The sequence below is a fragment of the Streptomyces sp. MBT53 genome (assembly GCF_016654115.1).
Taxonomy (GTDB): Bacteria; Actinomycetota; Actinomycetes; order Streptomycetales; family Streptomycetaceae; genus Streptomyces.
Window position 1 is genome coordinate 1 of record NZ_JAEQAZ010000165.1, and the last position, 19,341, is coordinate 19,341.

Annotated in this window: 17 protein-coding genes and 3 pseudogenes; 15 read left to right on the top strand and 5 right to left on the bottom strand. The window is 71.0% G+C overall.

From position 1 onward, the window contains the following. Positions 1 to 908: pseudogene (locus JHN45_RS39415) on the bottom strand (hypothetical protein); the annotation flags it as partial. 204 nt (positions 909 to 1,112) lie between these two features. Here JHN45_RS39415 and JHN45_RS39420 point away from each other — a divergent pair. The 5 genes and pseudogenes from JHN45_RS39420 to JHN45_RS53500 form a co-directional block, all read left to right on the top strand. Further along, positions 1,113 to 2,555 carry a GuaB1 family IMP dehydrogenase-related protein gene (locus JHN45_RS39420; RefSeq protein ID WP_201054321.1) on the top strand — a complete coding sequence of 481 codons (1,443 nt, stop codon included), beginning with the start codon at positions 1,113 to 1,115 and terminating at the stop codon, positions 2,553 to 2,555. 88 nt (positions 2,556 to 2,643) lie between these two features. Then, the gene (locus tag JHN45_RS39425) at positions 2,644 to 3,168 is read left to right on the top strand and encodes a GNAT family N-acetyltransferase (protein ID WP_201054322.1); all 525 of its coding nucleotides are present in this window, start codon (positions 2,644 to 2,646) and stop codon (positions 3,166 to 3,168) included. 15 nt (positions 3,169 to 3,183) lie between these two features. Next, positions 3,184 to 3,579 (top strand): hypothetical protein, encoded by a 396-nt coding sequence (locus tag JHN45_RS39430; protein ID WP_200708891.1) that lies wholly within the window; start codon positions 3,184 to 3,186, stop codon positions 3,577 to 3,579. A gap of 73 nt (positions 3,580 to 3,652) precedes the next feature. Continuing rightward, the gene (locus JHN45_RS39435; protein WP_019066424.1) at positions 3,653 to 4,105 is read left to right on the top strand and encodes an Lrp/AsnC family transcriptional regulator; all 453 of its coding nucleotides are present in this window, start codon (positions 3,653 to 3,655) and stop codon (positions 4,103 to 4,105) included. Positions 4,106 to 4,160: 55 nt separating this feature from the next. Beyond that, positions 4,161 to 4,253, top strand: a pseudogene (locus JHN45_RS53500) (VOC family protein); the annotation flags it as partial. A gap of 17 nt (positions 4,254 to 4,270) precedes the next feature. On the opposite strand, the gene JHN45_RS39440 reads toward JHN45_RS53500, so the two are convergent. Beyond that, on the bottom strand, positions 4,271 to 5,011 hold the full coding sequence (locus JHN45_RS39440; protein ID WP_200708890.1) for a GntR family transcriptional regulator: 741 nt from the start codon (positions 5,009 to 5,011) through the stop codon (positions 4,271 to 4,273). A 212-nt stretch (positions 5,012 to 5,223) separates the two neighbouring features. On the opposite strand from JHN45_RS39440, the gene JHN45_RS39445 reads away from it, so the two are divergent. Genes JHN45_RS39445 through JHN45_RS39465 form a run of 5 tightly spaced genes read left to right on the top strand, consistent with a single transcriptional unit; the run spans position 5,224 to position 10,685 of the window. After that, positions 5,224 to 6,381, top strand: a complete 1,158-nt coding sequence (locus JHN45_RS39445) for an extracellular solute-binding protein (protein WP_200708889.1) — start codon at positions 5,224 to 5,226, stop codon at positions 6,379 to 6,381. Next, on the top strand, positions 6,378 to 7,277 hold the full coding sequence (locus JHN45_RS39450) for an ABC transporter permease subunit (RefSeq protein WP_201054323.1): 900 nt from the start codon (positions 6,378 to 6,380) through the stop codon (positions 7,275 to 7,277). The genes JHN45_RS39445 and JHN45_RS39450 overlap by 4 nt, the downstream gene beginning before the upstream one ends. Further along, entirely contained in the window at positions 7,262 to 8,080 is an 819-nt protein-coding gene (locus JHN45_RS39455) for an ABC transporter permease (protein ID WP_201054324.1), read from the top strand. Before JHN45_RS39450 ends, JHN45_RS39455 begins: the two co-directional genes overlap by 16 nt. 3 nt (positions 8,081 to 8,083) lie before the next feature. Next, positions 8,084 to 9,166 (top strand): ABC transporter ATP-binding protein, encoded by a 1,083-nt coding sequence (locus JHN45_RS39460; RefSeq protein WP_200708886.1) that lies wholly within the window; start codon positions 8,084 to 8,086, stop codon positions 9,164 to 9,166. Between the two features lie 43 nt (positions 9,167 to 9,209). Then, a complete protein-coding gene (locus tag JHN45_RS39465; RefSeq protein ID WP_201054325.1) occupies positions 9,210 to 10,685 on the top strand; it encodes an HAD-IA family hydrolase in 1,476 nt (491 codons plus the stop codon). 18 nt (positions 10,686 to 10,703) lie between these two features. On the opposite strand, the gene JHN45_RS39470 is transcribed toward JHN45_RS39465, so the two are convergent. Then, complete coding sequence (locus JHN45_RS39470) at positions 10,704 to 11,546, bottom strand: DUF1963 domain-containing protein (RefSeq protein WP_201054326.1); 843 nt, start codon at positions 11,544 to 11,546, stop codon at positions 10,704 to 10,706. A 231-nt stretch (positions 11,547 to 11,777) separates the two neighbouring features. Between JHN45_RS39470 and JHN45_RS39475 the strand changes: the two genes are divergently transcribed. Together JHN45_RS39475 and JHN45_RS39480 are read left to right on the top strand one after the other, a co-directional pair. Next, complete coding sequence (locus JHN45_RS39475) at positions 11,778 to 12,566, top strand: carbon-nitrogen hydrolase family protein (RefSeq protein ID WP_201054327.1); 789 nt, start codon at positions 11,778 to 11,780, stop codon at positions 12,564 to 12,566. Positions 12,567 to 12,637: 71 nt separating this feature from the next. Next, on the top strand, positions 12,638 to 14,338 hold the full coding sequence (locus tag JHN45_RS39480; RefSeq protein WP_201054328.1) for an NAD(P)/FAD-dependent oxidoreductase: 1,701 nt from the start codon (positions 12,638 to 12,640) through the stop codon (positions 14,336 to 14,338). 7 nt (positions 14,339 to 14,345) lie between these two features. On the opposite strand, the pseudogene JHN45_RS39485 reads toward JHN45_RS39480, so the two are convergent. Then, positions 14,346 to 15,134 (bottom strand): annotated as a pseudogene (locus JHN45_RS39485) (TIGR03619 family F420-dependent LLM class oxidoreductase); the annotation flags it as partial. 51 nt (positions 15,135 to 15,185) lie between these two features. Next, positions 15,186 to 15,872, bottom strand: a complete 687-nt coding sequence (locus tag JHN45_RS39490) for a DUF5995 family protein (RefSeq protein ID WP_201054330.1) — start codon at positions 15,870 to 15,872, stop codon at positions 15,186 to 15,188. A gap of 143 nt (positions 15,873 to 16,015) precedes the next feature. On the opposite strand from JHN45_RS39490, the gene JHN45_RS39495 reads away from it, so the two are divergent. From JHN45_RS39495 to JHN45_RS39505, 3 genes are all read left to right on the top strand, one after another. After that, the gene (locus JHN45_RS39495; protein ID WP_201054333.1) at positions 16,016 to 17,128 is read left to right on the top strand and encodes a glycoside hydrolase family 6 protein; all 1,113 of its coding nucleotides are present in this window, start codon (positions 16,016 to 16,018) and stop codon (positions 17,126 to 17,128) included. A 114-nt stretch (positions 17,129 to 17,242) separates the two neighbouring features. Further along, positions 17,243 to 18,514, top strand: a complete 1,272-nt coding sequence (locus JHN45_RS39500; protein ID WP_201054331.1) for an alginate lyase family protein — start codon at positions 17,243 to 17,245, stop codon at positions 18,512 to 18,514. A gap of 528 nt (positions 18,515 to 19,042) precedes the next feature. Continuing rightward, on the top strand, positions 19,043 to 19,282 hold the full coding sequence (locus JHN45_RS39505) for a hypothetical protein (RefSeq protein ID WP_201054332.1): 240 nt from the start codon (positions 19,043 to 19,045) through the stop codon (positions 19,280 to 19,282). Positions 19,283 to 19,341 lie beyond the last annotated feature (59 nt).

Below are 19,341 nucleotides of genomic sequence, written 5' to 3' on the forward strand. Positions count from 1 at the left end.
CCCCCGGACACGCCCCCGGCCCCGGTCTCCGCGCCGGACGCCGGCACCAGGGTGAGCGCCGGTCCGGTGCCCCGGTCGGAGCCGCCGCCGGGCTGGGTGCCGGGCGTCACCAGTTCGACCGAGTAGTCGGTCGTGGCGGTCAGGACGTGCTTGCCGACCACGGCGGTCAGCGGGCTGCTCAGCTCCACGGTGGCGCCCGCCGCCACGGGGGCCGTGAAGAGACAGGTGACGGACTCGTTGCCGCCGCGCTGGACGAGGTCGTCGCCGGCGCCGTAGCGGCAGTTGGAGAACTTCCGGTCGAAGACCAGACCGCCCACCGACTCCCATTGCAGCAGGATGCGCCGGTCGGTGGCCAGGTTCCCGGTGTTGGTCAGCCGGAGCGGGATGTCGATCCGGGACCCGAGCCGGGCGTGCGTCACTGCGGGCACGGTGCCGACGACCAGGTTCGGGACGCCGACGACCACCTTCGCCCGTGCGGTGGCACTGGTGCCGTGGTGCGCGGAGACCGTATACTCGATCGTCCCGGCGGAGCCGACGGCGGCCCCCGCGTCCGCCCGCACGGTGAAGTCGACGTACGGCGGCTGCGCGGCGTCCTCGTCGACGCAGGTGAAGACCCGCCCGGCGGCCGTGCACCTGGGGTCGTCGACCGTGACGCTCGCGATGCCCGCCAGGTCCCGGGCGTCGACGACGATCTTCTCGTCCGAGTGCGCCGGAACGTTCGCACCACCGTTGTCGAACTGCCAGCCCACGTGCACGGACTGCGCGGCCGGCCCCACGTTGAGCTGCTTGTCCGCCTGGATCGTCGCGAAGGCCTGCGTGGGAAGGGGTGACGGATCGGCGGCCACGGCGGCCACGGCGGATGCCAGGACAAGCAACGGAGCGGCGAGCGCCCCGCGGAGGAGAACCATGCACGTTCGATGCGCGAGACGACCCGAAGGTTGCCCACGGATGAATCACGGGCGCCGTTGGACCTTCCTCCAGCACCACCCGTGACCTGCCTGGACGATGATCCGAGGCATGGCATTCGCCCTGACATGGGACAATGAAGTACGTGCTCTTCCCCCTGGCTGACCTGTCCGGGGGTCACCTCGATCGACTGGGATGTGCGGCACGTGCGTTTCCTCAACGACCTCCAGCCCCCGTACGACCTCACGTACGACGACGTCTTCATGGTGCCGAGCCGCAGCGCGGTCGGCTCGCGGCAGGGTGTGGACCTCAGCTCCCCGGACGGCACGGGCACCACCATCCCGCTGGTCGTCGCCAACATGACCGCCATCGCGGGCCGGCGCATGGCCGAGACCGTGGCCCGGCGCGGCGGGCTCGTGGTCATCCCGCAGGACATCCCGATCGAGGTCGTCACCGAGGTCGTGTCCTGGGTGAAGAGCCGCCACCTCGTCCTGGACACCCCGATCCGGCTGGCCCCGCACCAGACCGTCGCCGACGCGCTGGCCCTGCTGCCCAAGCGCGCGCACAACGCCGGTGTCGTCGTCGACGAGGACCAGCGCCCGGTCGGTGTCGTCACCGACGCCGACCTCACCGGCGTGGACCGCTTCACGCAGCTCGCCGAGGTCATGTCCCGGGACCTGCTGCTGCTCGACGCGGACATCGACCCGCGCGAGGCGTTCAACAGGCTCGACGGCGCCAACCGCCGCTACGCGCCCGCCGTCGACAAGGACGGCAGGCTCGCCGGCATCCTCACCCGCAAGGGCGCGCTGCGCGCCACGCTGTACTCGCCGGCCGTGGACGGGGACGGCAAGCTGCGGATCGCCGCCGCCGTCGGCATCAACGGCGACTTCGTGCAGAAGGCCAAGCAGCTGCTGGACGCGGGCGTCGACACGCTCGTCATCGACACGGCCCACGGCCACCAGGAGTCGATGATCAGCGCGATCCGCCAGGTGCGGGCCCTCGATCCGCAGGTCCCGATCGTGGCCGGCAACATCGTCGCCGCCGAGGGTGTCAAGGACCTGATCGAGGCGGGCGCCGACATCATCAAGGTCGGCGTCGGCCCCGGCGCGATGTGCACCACCCGCATGATGACCGGCGTCGGCCGCCCGCAGTTCTCGGCCGTCAAGGAGTGCGCCGCCGAGGCGAAGAAGTACGGCAAGCACGTGTGGGCCGACGGCGGTGTCCGCCACCCGCGCGATGTCGCCATGGCCCTCGCGGCCGGAGCGTCGAACGTGATGATCGGCTCGTGGTTCTCGGGCACCTACGAGTCCCCGGGCGACCTCCAGCAGGACGCCAACGGCCGCCTCTACAAGGAGTCGTTCGGCATGGCGTCCGCGCGCGCGGTCCGCAACCGCACGTCCGACGAGTCGGCCTACGACCGCGCCCGCAAGGCGCTGTTCGAGGAGGGCATCTCCACCTCCCGCATGTTCCTCGACCCGGCCCGCCCGGGCGTCGAGGACCTGATCGACTCGATCATCGCGGGCGTCCGCTCCTCCTGCACCTACGCCGGCGCCGCCTCCCTGGAGGAGTTCGCCGAGCGGGCCGTCGTCGGCATCCAGAGCGCGGCCGGCTACGCGGAGGGCAAGCCCCTGCACGCCAGCTGGAGCTGACCCAACTCGCTTTCCTACGGCCCCTGTTGTCCCGTCGCCCGGGATATTCGGGGGCCGTCGGCGTGCTGCGGCGGCTACCGTCGGACGTATGGAGATCGCCGTGTGCAGGGCCGCCGACGTGGCGCCGCTCGACGAGTTCATCGGCTCCCCGGGCGCCGCCTCGACCCATGCCCGGCGGTTCGCACGGCAGCAGGCGGGCGGGGGCATCTATCTCCTCGCGTGGATCGACGGCCGGCCCGTCGGGCACGCGGAGGTGATCTGGGACGGCTGCGCGGCGCCCGAGGTGCGGGCGGCGCTGCCCGGCTGCCCGGAGCTCAACGGCCTTGCCGTATGGCCCCCGCGACTGCGCTCGCGCGGCATCGGCGGCGCGCTGATCCGGCACGCCGAGGAACTCGCTCGGGAGCGCGGCCGTACGGTCCTCGGTCTCGGGGTCGCGGCCGACAACCCGCGCGCCGCCGCCCTCTACGCGCGGCTCGGCTACCGGCCCCTGACCGACTACGTGGACCGCTGGTCGTACGAGGACCGTGACGGGGCGATCCGCGAATGCGCGGACCCCTGCACCTTCCTCACCAAGGAGTTGCCGTCAGGCCCCCTTGACGTCAAGCAGCCTTGACGCAACGCTGAACCCATGACCACACCCCAGAGCATCGAACCCGAGCACACCCTCCTCACCGCAGTCGCCCGCCTCGACGACCTCCGCACCCGCGAGTCCCTCGCCGGCTTCGGCAGCGACGCCGAGGCCCTCGACAAGACCGAGACGCTGGAACTGCTCGCCCTGAGCGAGGTCGTCGCCCGCAAGGCCGCCTACGGCCGGCAGCTCACCGTCCGCGCGGCCCGCGAGGCCGGTGCCTCCTGGACGCAGATCGGGGCCGCGCTCGGCATGAGCAAGCAGGCCGCCTGGGAGGCGCACACGCGCTGGATCGACGGGCAGGCGGAGGTGCACGGACAGCCCGGGCGGATCGGGTTCGACGAGGCGGACCTGGCCGAGGCGCGGGCGCTCGCGGGGGACCCGGACGAGGGCTGAACCGTGTTCTACTTCGTATACGGCCGTCACCGACCGGCGCCACCCGTACCACCCGAGAAGTGATCGATCCCCCGTGCTGAACGAACTCGACGAACGCATCGTGCACGCCCTCGCCGAGGACGCCCGCCGCTCCTTCGCGGACATCGGGCAACTCGTCGGCCTCTCCGCGCCCGCCGTGAAGCGGCGCGTGGACCGGTTGCGGGCCACCGGCGCGATCACCGGTTTCACCGTACGGGTGGACCCGGCGGCGCTCGGCTGGCAGACCGAGGGGTTCGTCGAGATCTACTGCCGGCACAACACGTCCCCGGACACCATCCGACGGGGCCTGGAGCGCTACCAGGAGGTGGTCGCCGCGTCCACCGTCACCGGCGACGCCGACGCGGTCGTCCAGGTCTTCGCCGCCGACATGCGCCACTTCGAGCGGGTCCTGGAGCGGATCGCGGGCGAGCCGTTCGTGGAACGGACCAAGTCCGTGCTGGTCCTGTCCCCGCTACTGCGCCGCTTCTCGTCGGGCTCGCCCACGTAGGCGCGGCGCAGGCATCCAGGGGCGGATCGCGCACTACGACCCGGAGGGCGACGGCGGCGAGGGCGACGGCGCCTGGCTGTACGACCCCGACGGCGTCGGACCGCGCCTGTCCATCCTCGAGGTCCCCGAACCCAAGACCGCCAAGAGCCTCCAGGCTCCCCGGGCCTACTCCGCCGTCTTCCGCGCCAGCGCGTTGTTGCCTATCGAGTTGTGGACGCTGAAGCTCACCGCGTCCGAGCGGTAGCGGTCGTCCGACCACTCAACAGGTCGTCCCTCGCGGGTGGTTGTGACCCGGCGGACCCGTAGCAGTGGGCTGGTCCGGCGGATGCCCAGGAGTTCCGCGTCCTGGGCGCCCGCCGCCACCGCGTCGATCACGTGCTCGCCGTAGGCGAAGACCAACCCCGTGTCGTCGTACAGGCGTTGGGTCACTGACGGGCAGTCGGGTTCGATCGCCTCGACGGCGGGGGAGATCCAGTCGGCGTACACGGTCCGCTCCAGGAGGACCGGCTCGCCGTCCAGGCCGCGTACCCGCAGGACGTGCAACACCCGGGCCTTCTCGGTGAGTTGGAGGCGTACGACGTCCTCGGCGGTGGCCGGGCGGTACTCCTGCTCGACCACGAGCCCGGTCGCCTCGCGCTCCATCGCGCGCGCCCACTCGGCGAAACTGCGCAGCTCCGCGAAGCTCTGGCTGCGGCGGCTGGCCAGCACCATCCGGCGGGCGCCCTGGCGGGAGCCGATCAGTCCCTCGGCGGTGAGAGCCGCGACGGCCTGGCGGACCGTGCCGCGCGAGACGCCGTACTGCGCCGCGAGGTCCGTCTCCGCGGGCAGTCGGCTGCCGACTGTGTACTCCTCGCGGTCGATGGCTTTCCGCAGCTCGTCGGCGATCTCCTCGTGTCGCGCCGTCATGCTTCCCCTCCGAATCGACCACTGTGCACAGCGTGAGCAGCGTAGTCGAGTTCCTTTGGTGATCCGTGTCAGCCAGGAGTGTGCAGAGAAGAAGGGGTCACGGTTTCGCCAATGTTTACCGACAAGACACCATCGCCGGGCGTACTGAGGCCAACTTGTTCAGACAAGTTCTCCGCTCTGCTCTAACCCTCGTGCGCACCCCTGGAGAGACCGTGACCGTGTCCCCGCCGAGAAACGCCGTCCTGGGTGGTTCCCTCGCCGTCGTCGCCGCGCTGGCCCTGAGTGCCTGTGGCGCCGCTCCCACCAACTCGTCGACCACCGCCGACGGCAAGAACGCCGCCACCGCCACCTCCGCCACCGACTTCGGCGGGCTCGCCGCCCTGGAGAAGGCCGCCAAGAAGGAGGGCACCCTCCACATCATCGCGGTGCCCCGTGACTGGGCCAACTACGGCGCCATCATCGACGGCTTCACCAAGAAGTACGGCATCAAGATCACGGACGAGAACCCGGACGGCTCCAGCCAGGACGAGATCAACGCCGTGACCTCCCGCAAGGGCCAGGACCGTGCGCCCGACGTCCTCGACCTCGGCTCCTCCTTCGCGCTCAGCGCCGCCCAGCAGGGCCTGCTCGCGCCGTACAAGGTCGCCTCCTTCGACCAGATCCCCGAGGGCCAGAAGGACCCGAAGGGGCAGTGGTTCAACGACTACGGCGGCTACATCTCCATCGGCTGCGACGCCAAGCGTGTGAAGGTCTGTCCGACCACCTTCGCGGACCTGCTGAAGCCGCAGTACAAGGGTCAGGTCGCCCTCAACGGCAACCCCACCAAGTCGGGTTCGGCCTTCGGCGGCGTCTACGCGGCGGCGCTCGCCAACAAGGGCTCCTTCGACGACATCCAGCCCGGCCTGGACTTCTTCGGCAAGCTGAAGAAGAACGGCAACTACACGCCCGTCGAGTCCACCCCGGCCACCGTCGAGAAGGGCGAGACGCCCATCTCCATCGACTGGGACTACCTCAACGCCGGTTACGCCGACGAGTTCAAGTCCAAGGGCGTCGACTGGAAGGTCACCATCCCGACCGACGGCCAGTACGCGCAGTACTACTCGCAGGCCATCAACAAGGACGCCCCGCACCCGGCGGCCGCCCGCCTGTGGCAGGAGTACCTGTACAGCGCCGAGGGCCAGAACCTGTGGCTCAAGGGGTACGCGCGTCCGGTCCTGATGACCTCCATGGAGTCGGCCGGCACGCTCGACAAGACCGCCGCCGCCAAGCTCCCGCAGGTGACCGGTACCCCGTCCTTCCCGACCGAGGCCCAGCAGGCCAAGGCCAAGACGGTCATCGCGTCCGGCTGGGCGAAGGCCGTCTCCGGATGACGGCCACGCTCACGCGGGCCGACGTCGGCGCCGCCGCTTCCGAGAAGCGGCGGCGCCGCGTCCCCGGCTGGATAGCCGTGGTCCCGCTGCTCGTGTTCGTCGCGGTCGCCTTCGGGGTGCCCGCCATCGCGATGCTGAACGGCGCCTTCACCGTCAAGAACCAGACGACGGGCGCCACTTCGTACAGCACCGCCAACCTGACCGAATCACTCAAGGGTGCCTACTTCACCGCGCTGGTCGGCAGCGTCAAGCTGTCCGCCCTCTCGGCCGCCCTCGGCACCCTGCTCGGTCTCCCGCTCGCGCAGGTCGTCGTCACCTCACGCTTCCGCGCGCTGCGCGAGGCCGTCCTCACCGCCTCCGGCGTCCTCGCCAACTTCGGCGGTGTCCCCCTCGCCTTCGCGTTCGTCGCCACCCTCGGCAACGCCGGTGTGCTGACCACCCACCTCGGCCTCAAGGACAAGGGCTGGGACCTCTACAGCTTCTCGGGTCTCGTCCTCGTCTACCTGTACTTCCTCATCCCGCTGATGGTCCTCACCATCACCCCCGCCCTGGAGGGCCTGCGCGCCCAGTGGCGCGAGGCCGCCGCGAACAACGGCGCCACCGGCGTCCAGTACTGGCGGCACGTCGCCCTGCCCGTGCTGCTGCCCTCGCTGCTCGGCGGGTTCGTCCTCCTCTTCGGCAGCGCGTTCGCCGCGTACGCCACCGCCGCCGCCATGGTGGGCAGTTCGATCCCGCTGGTCACCCTGCAGATCGCCGACGCCATCTCCGGCAACGTCCTGGTCGGCCAGGAGAACGTGGCCCTCGCCCTCAGCCTCGACATGGTCCTGGTCGCGGGCCTGGTCATGGCCGTGTACCTGCCCCTGCAACGACGGAGCGCGCGATGGCTGGACGCCTGAACATCTGGCGGTGGGTCGTCCTCGGCCTCGCCGCCCTGTACTTCCTGGTGCCGCTCGCCGCGTCGGTGATCTTCACGGTCGACGTGCCGGGGGAGGGCGTCACCTTCGACGCCTACACCCAGATCGTCTCCGCCGACGGCTTCACCTCCAGCCTGGTGCTCTCGCTGGAACTCGCCGCCGCCACCATCGCCGTCGTCCTGCTCCTGATGGTCCCGGCCATGGTCGCGCTACGGCTCGGCGCGCCCCGGCTGCGCCCGGTCGTCGAGGTGATCTGCTCGCTGCCGCTGGTGGTACCGCCGATCGCGTTCGTCGCCGGTATCGCGACCGTCCTCAAGTGGGGCCCCGACTACCTCTCCCGGACCCCGCTGTTCGAGACCTTCGTCGCCATCCAGAACCCGAGCTTCCCCTTCGTCCTCGTCCTCGCCTACGTCGTGATGGCGCTGCCGTTCGTGTACCGGGCGCTGGACTCGGGGCTGCGCGCGATCGACGTGAAGACGCTCGTCGAGGCCGCCCGCAGCTGCGGCGCGGGCTGGCCGCAGGCCCTCGTGCGGGCCGTACTGCCCAATCTGCGCGGGGCGTTGCTCAACGCGTCCTTCCTCACGCTGGCGCTGGTGCTCGGCGAGTTCACCGTGGCCCAGCTGCTCGGCTTCCAGCCCTTCGCCGTGTGGATCTACAGCGTCGGCGGGTCCAACGCCCAGCTCTCCGTCGCCGTCTCCGTGCTCAGCCTGGTCGTCACCTGGGCACTCCTCCTCACGCTCGCCGGTGTCGGCGGGCGCGACAAAACCGCCAAGTCCCGGGGATGAACCATGACCGCCACCACGCTTGAGAAAACCACGACGGACAGCGCCGCCACCGTCGAATTCCGGGGCCTGCGCCGGGAGTTCGGCCCCACGGTCGCCCTCGACGGACTCGACCTGACCGTCAACCCCGGCGAGTTCCTGGCCCTGCTCGGCCCCTCCGGCTGCGGCAAGACCACCGCCCTGCGCATGCTCGCGGGCTTCGAACACCCCACCTCCGGCGAGGTGTTGGTCGACGGCAAAGACGTCACCGACGTGCCCGCGCACCGCCGCGACGCCGGGATGGTCTTCCAGTCGTACAGCCTCTTCCCGCATCTCAACGCGCTCGACAACGTCGCCTTCGGACTGCGCATGCGCAAGGTCCGTACGGCCGAACGACGGTCCCGCGCGGGCGAGTTGCTCGATCTTGTCGGGCTCGGCGACAAGGGCGAGCGCTTCCCGCACCAGCTCTCCGGCGGCCAGCAGCAGCGCGTCGCGCTGGCCCGCGCGCTGGCTCTCAGGCCCCGTGTACTGCTCCTGGACGAGCCGCTGTCGGCGCTCGACGCCAAGGTGCGGCTGTCCCTGCGCGAGGAGATCCGCCGCCTCCAGCAGGAACTCGGCATCACCACCCTCTTCGTGACGCACGATCAGGAGGAGGCGCTGTCCATCGCCGACCGGGTCGCCGTGATGCGCGCCGGAAAGCTCGAACAGTGCGCCGCCCCGGCCGAGTTGTACGGCCGGCCCACGACCGCGTTCGTCGCCGAGTTCGTCGGCACGATGAGCCGCCTCCCGGGCCGGCTCGCGGACGGGGTCGTCGAAGTGCTCGGCGGGCAGCGGCTGCCCGTCGACGGCGAGGCTCCGGCCGGACCCGAAGTGGACGTGCTCGTACGGCCCGAGGCGATCGACGTGCGCGCCGACGACGCCGGTGACGCACGGGTCGTGGGAACGGCCTTCCTGGGCGCGGTGGTTCGCGTCACGGTACGGCTCGGCGACGGCACCGAGGTCAAGGCCGACCTGCCCACCCACGAGGCCACCACGCTGGGCGCCGGAGTCGCCGTGACGGTGTCACTGCCGGAACGGCCGGTACTCGTGGCGGAACGCATCAACCCGTAGGGCCGTAGTCGCCCCTGTAGTACCCGTACTGAAAGAGAGAAACGTGACCCCCCACACCCAACTCCCGCTCCAGGCCGTTCTGTTCGACATGGACGGAACGCTCGTCGACACCGAGCGGCTGTGGTGGGAGGCGGTGGAGCAGGTCGCGGGCAGAACCCTCACCGACGCGGACCAGTCGGAGGTGCTCGGCCGTCCGGTCGAGCACACCGCCGACTGGCTCGCCGGCGCCACGGGCGCTTCGGCGACGGACCTCGCGGCCGAACTGCACCGGGAGTTCGCCGCCCGCGTCCGCACCGGCATCGTGCCCCGCCCCGGCGCGCTCGACCTCCTCGACGCCCTCGCCCGCGACGGCGTCCCCACGGCACTCGTCACCGCGTCCCCCCGCGCGGTCGCCGACACCGTCCTCGACGCGCTCGGCGCGAGCCGTTTCGCCGTCTCCGTCACCGCCGACGACACCGGGCCCACCAAGCCCGCCCCCGACCCCTACCTCGCCGCCTGCCGCGCCCTGGGCGTCGACCCGGCGGCCTGCGTGGCCGTCGAGGACACCCAGACCGGCGTCAGTTCCGCCGAAGCGGCCGGCTGCGCGGTCCTCGCGGTACCGTCCCTGGCCCCGATCGACACGGCCCCCGGCCGGACCGTACGGGCGAGCCTCGTCGGGATCACCCCGGCGGACCTGCGCGCGATGGTGACGCACGAAACGCCGTACGAGCTACGCGTGTTGACCTGGAACCTCTGGCTCGGCGGCAGCAAGGTCGACGACCACCGGACCAAGCAGCTGAAGGTCATCGCGGAGACCGGCGCGGACGTGGTCGGACTCCAGGAGACCGGCGGCACCGCGGCCGGGGAACTGGCCGAGGCGCTCGGCTGGCACCACCACCGGGCCGGCGAGAACCTCGGCGTGATCAGCCGCCACCCGATCACCGCCCGCTTCGGCGACCCGGACGTCGGCTTCTACGGAGCCGCCGGGGTCCGGATCGCCGTAGCGGAGGGCTGTCAGATCGACTTGTGGACCTGCCACCTCGACTACACGCCCTACGGCCCCTACGAATCGGCCTTCGACGGGCTCCCGGCCGCCGAGCTGATCGCCCACGAGGACGTACGGCTCGCCCAGATGCGGGACACCCTGGACCGGATCGCGGACACGGCCGAGGACGCCGTCCCCGTCGTCCTGGTCGGCGACTTCAACAGCCCCTCGCACCTGGACTGGCCGGACGTCGAGTGGCCGGTCACCAAGGCCGCGGCGGACGCGGGCCTGCGCGACAGCTACCGCGAGGCGAACCCGGACCCGGTCGCCGACCCCGGCCACACCTGGTCGCCGATACACCCCCTGCACGAGGACGGCAGCGGGCGCCCCGAACCCCAGGACCGCATCGACTACGTCCTGCACCGGGGCCTGACCGTGCTCGACTCCCGCACCTTCGTCACCGGCACGCCGAGCCCCTGGCCCGATGTCGCCGCCAACTGCTGGCCCTCGGACCACGCGGCCGTCCTGACGGTCTTCGCGGTGCCCAACAGGTAGCTCCTGCGCCGGGCCCTGTCAGGGATTCCAGAAGAACGACACGTGCGCGCGGTCGAAGCGGCGCTCGGCCAGATCCTGCCGCGGTATCACCCAGTGCAGAGTGGAACCCTCCCGCCCGTCGAGACCGATGTCCCACTGGGCGAGCAGCACCCACCCCTCGGGGGCGGGCAGCTCCGTGGCGTCGCCCCGGAACCGTCGCCCGTCCTGCGCCTCCTCGGCGGCGTCCAGGACGGGGTCCGTCTCCGTGCACTCGTGGGAGGCGTACCCGCCGATGTGCAACGGTCCGTCGACGACGATGTCGCCGTACGTCTGCTCCCAGGTCTCGGCCAGCTCCCCGGCATGGGGATGGCCGGGGAGCGTGACGACCTCCCCGCCGCGCTCCTCGGACGCGGCCAGGAAGTGGGACGCCAAGGAGACATCGGGCGCCAGCCGCAGCTCCTCCTGCGGGAACTGCTCGCATATGAGGTCTTCGTAGGCGTAGTTGTTCTTCGCCGTCCGCTCCTCGACGGGTGTCCCCTCGGGGATGTACACGACCTCTCCGGCCGGTCCCATGTAGTTCGGCAGCTCGGGAAAGCCGAAGAGCAGCAGGCGGCCGTCGGCGGGCAGCGGAAGGCCCGTCACCTCCTCCGGCAGGGCCGCGCAGTCGAGGGTGGCGAGTAACGGGAACCAGGGGTCGGGGACGTCGGCGGGCAGCAGCAGCGGCCCGCCGAACCTGCCGACGACCGGCCCGTCCCCACGGGTGACGAGGGTCGCGCAGGGACGGGCGGCGGCGATCCACGCCTCGACCTCCTGCGGCGGTATCCCGCGCCGCAGCGCCTCCGCACGGAACGGCGCGAGCCGGTTGACCAGTTCAGGATTCATGGGCGGAAACGTACGCCTGGGGTCTGACAACCGGTGCACCGCACTGGAACGGCGGCTCCCACCAGGCACGCAACGAATCGCCGTCCTACCCCGCCCGCACGCAACAAAACGCTCACCGGCGCGCAACGGCTCCTTCTTGTCCGGCCCGCCTCCCCGGCCGTACCGTCTAGGTGGCCCCCGAAAGGTGCCCCTTCAACCTCTTCAACCTTTTCGTACCGGTGAGGAACCCACATGCGCACCGCCCTCCTCCAGAGCTCCGGCCGCCCCGGCTCCGTCGTCGAGAACCTCAAGGTTCTCGACGAGGCCGCCGGCCGGGCCGCGGCCGGCGGTGCCGCGCTGCTCGCCGCGCCGGAGATGTTCCTCACCGGATACGCGATCGGCGACGACATCGGCCGCCTCGCCGAACCCGCCGACGGCGACTCCGCCGACACGATCGCCGAGATCGCCGGCCGGCACGGGCTCGCCATCGCCTACGGCTACCCGGAGCGCGACGGCGAGGCCGTCCACAACTCCGCCCAGCTGATCTCCGCAGACGGCGACCGCCTCGCGAACTACCGCAAGACCCACCTCTTCGGCGACTTCGAGCGCGCCCACTTCACGCCCGGCGAACAGCCCGTTGTCCAGGCCGAGTTGAGCGGCCTGACCATCGGCCTGATGATCTGCTACGACGTCGAGTTCCCGGAGCCCGTCCGCGCCCACGCCCTCGCCGGAACCGACCTGCTGCTCGTCCCGACGGCGAACATGGTCCCGTTCCAGCTGGTCGCCGAGTCCGTGGTTCCGGTGCGGGCCTGGGAGAACCAGATGTACGTGGCGTACATCAACCGCATCGGCCAGGAAGGGGAGTTCGACTTCTTCGGTCTCTCCACGCTCGCCGGTCCGGACGGAGTCGCCCGCACCAAGGCGGGCGTCGGCGAGGAGCTGCTCTTCGGCGACGTAGATCCCGCGTTCCTCGCCGACTCCCGTGCCGCGAACCCGTATCTGACGGACCGCCGCCCCGGCCTCTACGGCTCCCTGGCCTGAATCCCCCCTGCTCTTCCCGCGCTTGTCCCTGTACCTGTACTTGTTCTTGTTCCGCTAGGAGTCCGTACCCCATGACGTCCACGGTGCCCAACGCCGTCCAGCACGCCGACGAGCGACAGCCGCCGATCACCATGTTCGGGCCGGACTTCCCCTACGCCTACGACGACTTCCTCGCCCACCCGGCGGGCCTCGGCCAGATTCCCGCGACCAAGCACGGCACCGAAGTCGCGGTCATCGGGGGCGGGTTGTCCGGCATCGTCGCCGCCTACGAGCTGATGAAGATGGGCCTCAAGCCCGTCGTCTACGAGGCCGACCAGATCGGCGGCCGGCTGCGTACCGTCGGCTTCGAGGGCCCCGGCACGGAGGAACTGACCGCCGAGATGGGCGCGATGCGCTTCCCGCCCTCCTCCACCGCGCTCCAGCACTACATCGACCTGGTGGGACTCGAGACCCGCCCGTTCCCCAACCCCCTTGCGGAGGCGACCCCTTCGACGGTCGTCGACCTCAAGGGCGAGTCCCACTACGCGACCACCGTGGACGATCTCCCGCAGGTCTACCGCGATGTGATGCACGCCTGGAACGCCTGCCTCGAAGAGGGCGCCGACTTCTCCGACATGAACCGCGCCATGCGCGAACGCGACGTCCCGTGCATCCGCGAGATCTGGTCGAAGCTCGTCGAGAAACTCGACAACCAGACCTTCTACGGCTTCCTCTGCGACGCCGAGTCCTTCAAGTCCTTCCGGCACCGCGAGATCTTCGGCCAGGTCGGCTTCGGCACCGGCGGCTGGGACACCGACTTCCCCAACTCGATCCTCGAGATCCTGCGCGTCGTCTACACCGAGGCCGACGACCACCACCGCGGCATCGTCGGCGGCTCCCAGCAACTCCCGCTCAGGCTCTGGGACCGCGAGCCGCAGAAGATCGTCCACTGGCCCTACGGCACCTCGCTGGCGTCCCTGCACGTGAACGGCGAGCCGCGCCCGGCCGTGACCCGGCTGCACCGCACGGCCGGCAACCAGATCACCGTGACGGACGCGAACGGCGACATCCGCACCTACCGGGCGGCGATCTTCACCGCCCAGTCCTGGATGCTGCTCTCCAAGATCGCCTGCGACGACTCGCTCTTCCCGATCGACCACTGGACGGCGATCGAGCGCACCCACTACATGGAGTCCAGCAAGCTCTTCGTGCCCGTCGACCGCCCGTTCTGGCTCGACAAGGACGAGGAGACGGGCCGGGACGTCATGTCGATGACCCTCACCGACCGTATGACGCGCGGGACTTACCTCCTCGACGACGGCCCGGACAAGCCGGCCGTCATCTGCCTCTCGTACACCTGGTGCGACGACAGCCTCAAGTGGCTGCCGCTGTCGGCCAACGAGCGGATGGAGGTCATGCTGAAGTCGCTCGGCGAGATCTATCCCAAGGTCGACATCAGGAAGCACGTCATCGGCAACCCGGTGACCGTCTCCTGGGAGAACGAGCCCTACTTCATGGGCGCGTTCAAGGCCAACCTGCCCGGCCACTACCGCTACCAGCGGCGCCTGTTCACCCACTTCATGCAGGACCGGCTGCCCGAGGACAAGCGGGGCGTCTTCCTCGCCGGCGACGACATCTCCTGGACGGCCGGCTGGGCCGAGGGCGCCGTCCAGACCGCGCTGAACGCGGTCTGGGGCGTCATGCACCAGCTCGGCGGCACGACCGACCCGACCAACCCGGGCCCGGGAGACGTCTACGACGACATCGCGCCGGTCGAACTGCCGGAGGACTGAGGGGAGTTCAGACCCCGGCGGCGCGGGCCGCCGGGTACAGCTCGGCGGCGAGATCCTTGAGTTCCTCGGCGTCGCGCGGGGCACCGGCGAACTCGAAGAAGTACGCGTCGAGACCGACCTCGACATGCGCCACGAGATCGGTCACGATCTGGTCGAAGTCGCCGTGGAACGGCGGACGTTCCGCGCCCTCGTACGCCTTCGGCGTGTACCGCAGATTGATCCGGGCCACCGACTGGAGGGGCTCGGCACGGCCGCGCTCGGCGGCCGGCTCGCGCAACGCCCGCCATTCGGCGGCCAGTTGCTCCGCACCCATGGCCACCGGCTGCCAGCCGTCGGCCCGGTCGACGAGACGGATCTTCGCCTCCTTGCTCATCGCGGGCAGCAGCACGGGGATCGGCCGGGCGGGCTTCGGGCCGACCACCGCCGAAGCGACGGTGCTCAACTCGCCCTCGTACACCACCGGGTCCGGGCCCCACACCGCGCGGCACACGGCGAGCACCTCGTCCAGGGACCTGCCCCGGTCCTCGAACGGGGCGATCCCCGCCGCCGCGTACTCGTCGAGCGACCAGCCGGTACCGAGCCCGGCCACCACCCGGCCGCCGCTCGCCGCGTCCAACGTGCCGAGCGTCCGGGCCAGTTGGAACGGTCCGTGCAGCGGGGCCACCAGCACACTGGTGCCGAGCCGGGCCCGCCGGGTGGCCGACACGGCCAACGCCGGCGTCACCAGGGGTTCGGCGCCCGAGCGGTACTCGTCGGGCCACGGGACGCCCGGCATGCCAGGCATTCCAGCCGTCGACGCAACTCTCACGATGCCCCACGGAGGGTCCTGTCTCCCGCTATGGCCGGATCAGTCCGGCAGCGGCGTGAGCATCATGCGGCCCGCGAGCCCCACCGCCGCGTCCAGCCGTTCGGTGAACTCCTCGGCGACATCGGGCAGTCCGCGCAGCGCCCACAGCGCCCGGGCCGCCGTCCAGGTGGCGTCCCGGGCGCGCTCCAGACTCCATGAGCCGAGCAGATGGGTCAGCGGATCGGCGATCTGGAACAGGTCGGGACCCGGCATCAGCTCCTCGCGGACGTGCTCCTCCAGCGAGACGAGGAGATCGCCCACGCGGTCGAACTCGTCCTCCAGATCGGCCGGTTCGCAGTCGAGCGTACGACAGGCGTCCACGACGGCGAGCGCGAGATCGTGGCCGATGTGCGCGTTGATGCCCGACAGGGCGAACTGCAGCGGGCGTACACCGGGATGGCGGCGCAGCTGGAACAGCGGGCGCCAACAGGCGGGCGCGCGGCGCCCGTCGGCGACCGCGTCCACGGCCGCCAGATAGCGTTCCGCGAACCGTACGTCCAGCGTGATCGCGGCCCGCGCGTCCGTGAACCGCCCGGCGTCGACGCTCCGGTCGACGGCCTCCGTGACGGCGAGGTAGACGCGGTTGAACACCGCGATCCCGTCCCGGGCCGGCAGCTCCTCGTCGAGCGTGCGCAGCCGGGAGACGACCTTGTCCACGGGTGTGGTGAAGTGTGCCAATTGCCCCATGGGGGCAGCGTCCCAGTCCTAGGCTGGCCGAGGTGCCGCCGGGCCCGACACTTCCCCAGAACGGGGGAACGGGCGCGGCGCGAGGGGGCAGCGTGTCAGGTTCGCGTGGCCGACGGCGGAGCCGGGCCGCCCGGCGGAGCGCGCTGGTCGTGGCCGCGTCGGTCGTGGTCGCGGTCGGCACGGTGACCGGGATGATCAGAGCGCTGGACGACGAGCGCGACACGAACACGGCCCGGCCCGACGCGAGCGGCGCGACACTGCTGGTGCCACTGCCCGACGTGCCATCGGTGTCGAACTCCCCGTCCGCGAAGGCGAGTTCGTCCGCCCACCCGAAGAAGACCGCCGCGACCGGCGCCGTACGGAAGCCGCGACGCACCGCCACTGTCACCGTCTCTCCCCGTCTCTACCGTCACCCGGAGTCCCAGGTTCTCGACTGGGTCCGTGCCCACCCCGACGACCCCCGCGCCGAGGTCATAGCCGACCGGATCGCCGACCAGCCCGCGGCCGTGTGGTTCGCGGACTTCACGCCGTCGACGATCACCTCCCGGGTCCGCGCGGTCACTTCGGGCGCCGCCGCCCAGGACCGGGTGCCGGTCGTCGTGCCGTACGCGATCCCGGACCGGGACTGCGGCGGGGCCTCCGAGGGCGGCGCGGACGACTTCGACGCGTACGACGCGTGGATCGACGACTTCGCGGCGGGACTCGGCTCCGGGGAGGTCGTCGTGATTCTGGAACCCGACTCCATAGCCCAGTCCGACTGCCTCTCCGACGGCCAACGCGCCGACCGTTTCGCGGCGTTGGCCCGTGCGGGCCGCGTCCTGAAGGCCGCCGACCCCAAGGCTCGCGTGTACTACGACGCGGGCCACTCCGACTGGAACCCGGCCGGGCAGCAGGCGTCCCTGCTCAGGCGGGCGGGCGCGGCCTCCGCCGCCTCCTCCGACGGGATCTTCAGCAACGTCTCGAATTTCCACGCCACTTCGGCCGAGATCGCCTACGACCGTCAGGTGCTCGCCGCCCTCGGCGGCCCCGCGGGCCTGGGCGCCGTCATCGACACCAGCCGCAACGGCAACGGCGCCCCGGCCGACGGCCAGTGGTGCGACCCGGCGGGCCGGAAGATCGGCCGGGCGCCGACCCTGGACACCGGGGAGTCGCGGATCGACGGCTATCTGTGGGTCAAGTTGCCGGGGGAGTCGGACGGTTGCAAGGGCGCGGCCGGCACGTTCACGGCGTCGTACGCCTACGACTTGGCGCGCTGAATCTCATCTCCGTACGTGAATCCGGTCCGGACCATTGTCACGACCGGTGCATCGTCTTACGCTCGCACGGTTCCATTCATGAACATTGTTCATATACATGATTGGAGTCGGTGTATGAGTGCCAGACCCCGTCTCGGTGTTCTGCTCGCGGCCGTGGCCGTGCTGACAGCAGTGTTCGTCCCCTCCGCCTCCGCCTCCGCGCACGCGGCGCCCGCGGTCCCGAAGACCGCCGTCCTCGACGGCGCCCGCCTCCAGCAGACCAAGCTCCGGCTGGACCGAGGCGACCCCCAACTCCGGCGCGCTCTGCGCAACTTGACGACCCGCGCCGACAACTGGCTGCACCAGGGCCCCTGGACGGTCGTCGACAAACCAAAACCCGCCCCCGGCGGCGATGTTCACGACTACCTGAGCCAGGCCCCGTACTGGTGGCCCACGACCACCCCGACCGCCGCCAACCCCTGGGGCTGCCCGTACGTCCAGCGCGACGGCCAGCGCAACCCCGAGGTCGACACGGGCACCGACCGCCAGGACGTCGAGAAGGTCTTCGACTCGACCTACGACCTCGCGCTCGCCTGGTACTACACCGGCGACAAGCGCTACGCGCAGAAGGCCGACCAGATCCTGCGCACCTGGTTCCTCGACCCGGCCACGAGGATGAACCCCAACCTGAACCACGCCCAGTTCATCCCCTGCAAGTACGACGGCCGCGCCATCGGCATCATCGACTTCTCGCAGTCGTACACCAGCGTCGTCGACGCGATCGCGATCCTCGGCACCGGCGCGCCAGGCTGGACGAAGACGGACCGCGCGGCGATGGCGGGGTGGAACTCCGACTTCCTCGGCTGGCTGAAGAACAGCGCCTTCGGCAAGGAGGAGGGCGCCGCCGCCAACAACCATGGCACCTTCTACGACATGGAGTTGGCGGCCCTCGCCTACGCGACCGGCGACAAGGCGCTGGCCAGGCAGACCGTGCTGGACGCGCGTGCCAAACGCATCGACCCGCAGATCGCTGTGGACGGCAGCCAGCCGCAGGAGCTGGCGCGGACCCGGAGTTGGCACTACTCGACCTTCGACCTGGTCGCGTACACCCGGCTCGCGGCCATCGGCCGCCATGTCGGCGTGAACCTGTGGACCTACCAAGGCCCGGACGGCCAAGACCTGTTGAAGGCGGTGGACTACCTACTCCCCGCCGCGACCGGAACGGCCACGTGGCCGCACCCGGAGCTGGAGTTCTACCGCTACGCGGCGAGCGACATCGTCCACGCGGCGGCCGACGCGGGCGACGCCCGGGCCAAGGCGGCCGTACCGAAACTGGAGACACCCCCCGGCGGCGACCTGTGGACGCTACGCCCGGCGGCGGAACAACTGGACTCGATCACCGGCTGATCGGCACGCGTGGGGGCCCGTCTGTCGTCGGCCGCCCAATCCGAGAGGGCTCGCCCATCGCAGGCTGCCCGCGCGGCAAAGGCGGGCCTGCCGTCGACCGACCGGCTTGGGCGGGCCCGTCGGCCCTGGTCGGACGGGCCCGCGCGGACCTGTTCGCCGTCGGCCGTCGGCTCGTGCAGGCCTGTCGGCCGTCGGTCGTGGGTCGGATGGCCCGCGCGAGCCCGGCTGTTGCTGGCTGACCAGCTTGTGCAGGTCTGCCTGTCCTGGTCCGACTGGCCTGCGCGGACTTGCCTGACGTTGGTCGGCCACCTTGTGCAGGTCCGCCGGTCTTGGTCCGTCCGGCCTGCGCGGACTTGCCTGACGTTGGTCGGTCAGCTTGTGCAGGTCTGCCTGTCCATGTCCGACCGGTCTGCGCGGACCTGCTTGCTGCCGGCCGACCGGCTCGTGCGGGCCTGTCGGTCGTGGGTCGGTCGGCCCGCGCGAGCTCGGCTGTTGCTGGCTGACCAGCTTGTGCAGGTCTGCCTGTGCATGTCCGACCGCCCCGTGCGGGCCTGTCGGCTGTGGGCCGGATGGCCCACGCGAGCCAGGCTGCTGCTGGCCGACCGGCTCGTGCGGGCCCGTCGGTCGTGGGTCGGTCGGCCCGCGCGAGCCCGCCTGTCGTCGGCCGACCGGCTCACGCAGGCCTGCCCGTCGTGGGCCGACCGGCCCGCACGGACCTGCCTGAGGTCGGCCGACCAGTGGCCGACCGACCCGCACGGACCTGCCTGACGTCGGCCGACCGACCCGCACGGGGCGGTCGGACATGCACAGGCAGACCTGCACAAGCT

Bases quoted from the DNA above. Each gene is read 5' to 3' on its own strand.
- JHN45_RS39425 (WP_201054322.1), top strand. From the start codon at position 2,644: ATGGAGATCGCCGTGTGCAGGGCCGCCGACGTGGCGCCGCTCGACGAG.
- JHN45_RS39450 (WP_201054323.1), top strand. From the start codon at position 6,378: ATGACGGCCACGCTCACGCGGGCCGACGTCGGCGCCGCCGCTTCCGAG.
- JHN45_RS39470 (WP_201054326.1), bottom strand. From the start codon at position 11,546: ATGAATCCTGAACTGGTCAACCGGCTCGCGCCGTTCCGTGCGGAGGCG.
- JHN45_RS39440 (WP_200708890.1), bottom strand. From the start codon at position 5,011: ATGACGGCGCGACACGAGGAGATCGCCGACGAGCTGCGGAAAGCCATC.
- JHN45_RS39475 (WP_201054327.1), top strand. From the start codon at position 11,778: ATGCGCACCGCCCTCCTCCAGAGCTCCGGCCGCCCCGGCTCCGTCGTC.
- JHN45_RS39460 (WP_200708886.1), top strand. From the start codon at position 8,084: ATGACCGCCACCACGCTTGAGAAAACCACGACGGACAGCGCCGCCACC.
- JHN45_RS39500 (WP_201054331.1), top strand. From the start codon at position 17,243: ATGAGTGCCAGACCCCGTCTCGGTGTTCTGCTCGCGGCCGTGGCCGTG.
- JHN45_RS39480 (WP_201054328.1), top strand. From the start codon at position 12,638: ATGACGTCCACGGTGCCCAACGCCGTCCAGCACGCCGACGAGCGACAG.
- JHN45_RS39430 (WP_200708891.1), top strand. From the start codon at position 3,184: ATGACCACACCCCAGAGCATCGAACCCGAGCACACCCTCCTCACCGCA.
- JHN45_RS39490 (WP_201054330.1), bottom strand. From the start codon at position 15,872: ATGGGGCAATTGGCACACTTCACCACACCCGTGGACAAGGTCGTCTCC.
- JHN45_RS39455 (WP_201054324.1), top strand. From the start codon at position 7,262: ATGGCTGGACGCCTGAACATCTGGCGGTGGGTCGTCCTCGGCCTCGCC.
- JHN45_RS39505 (WP_201054332.1), top strand. From the start codon at position 19,043: ATGTCCGACCGCCCCGTGCGGGCCTGTCGGCTGTGGGCCGGATGGCCC.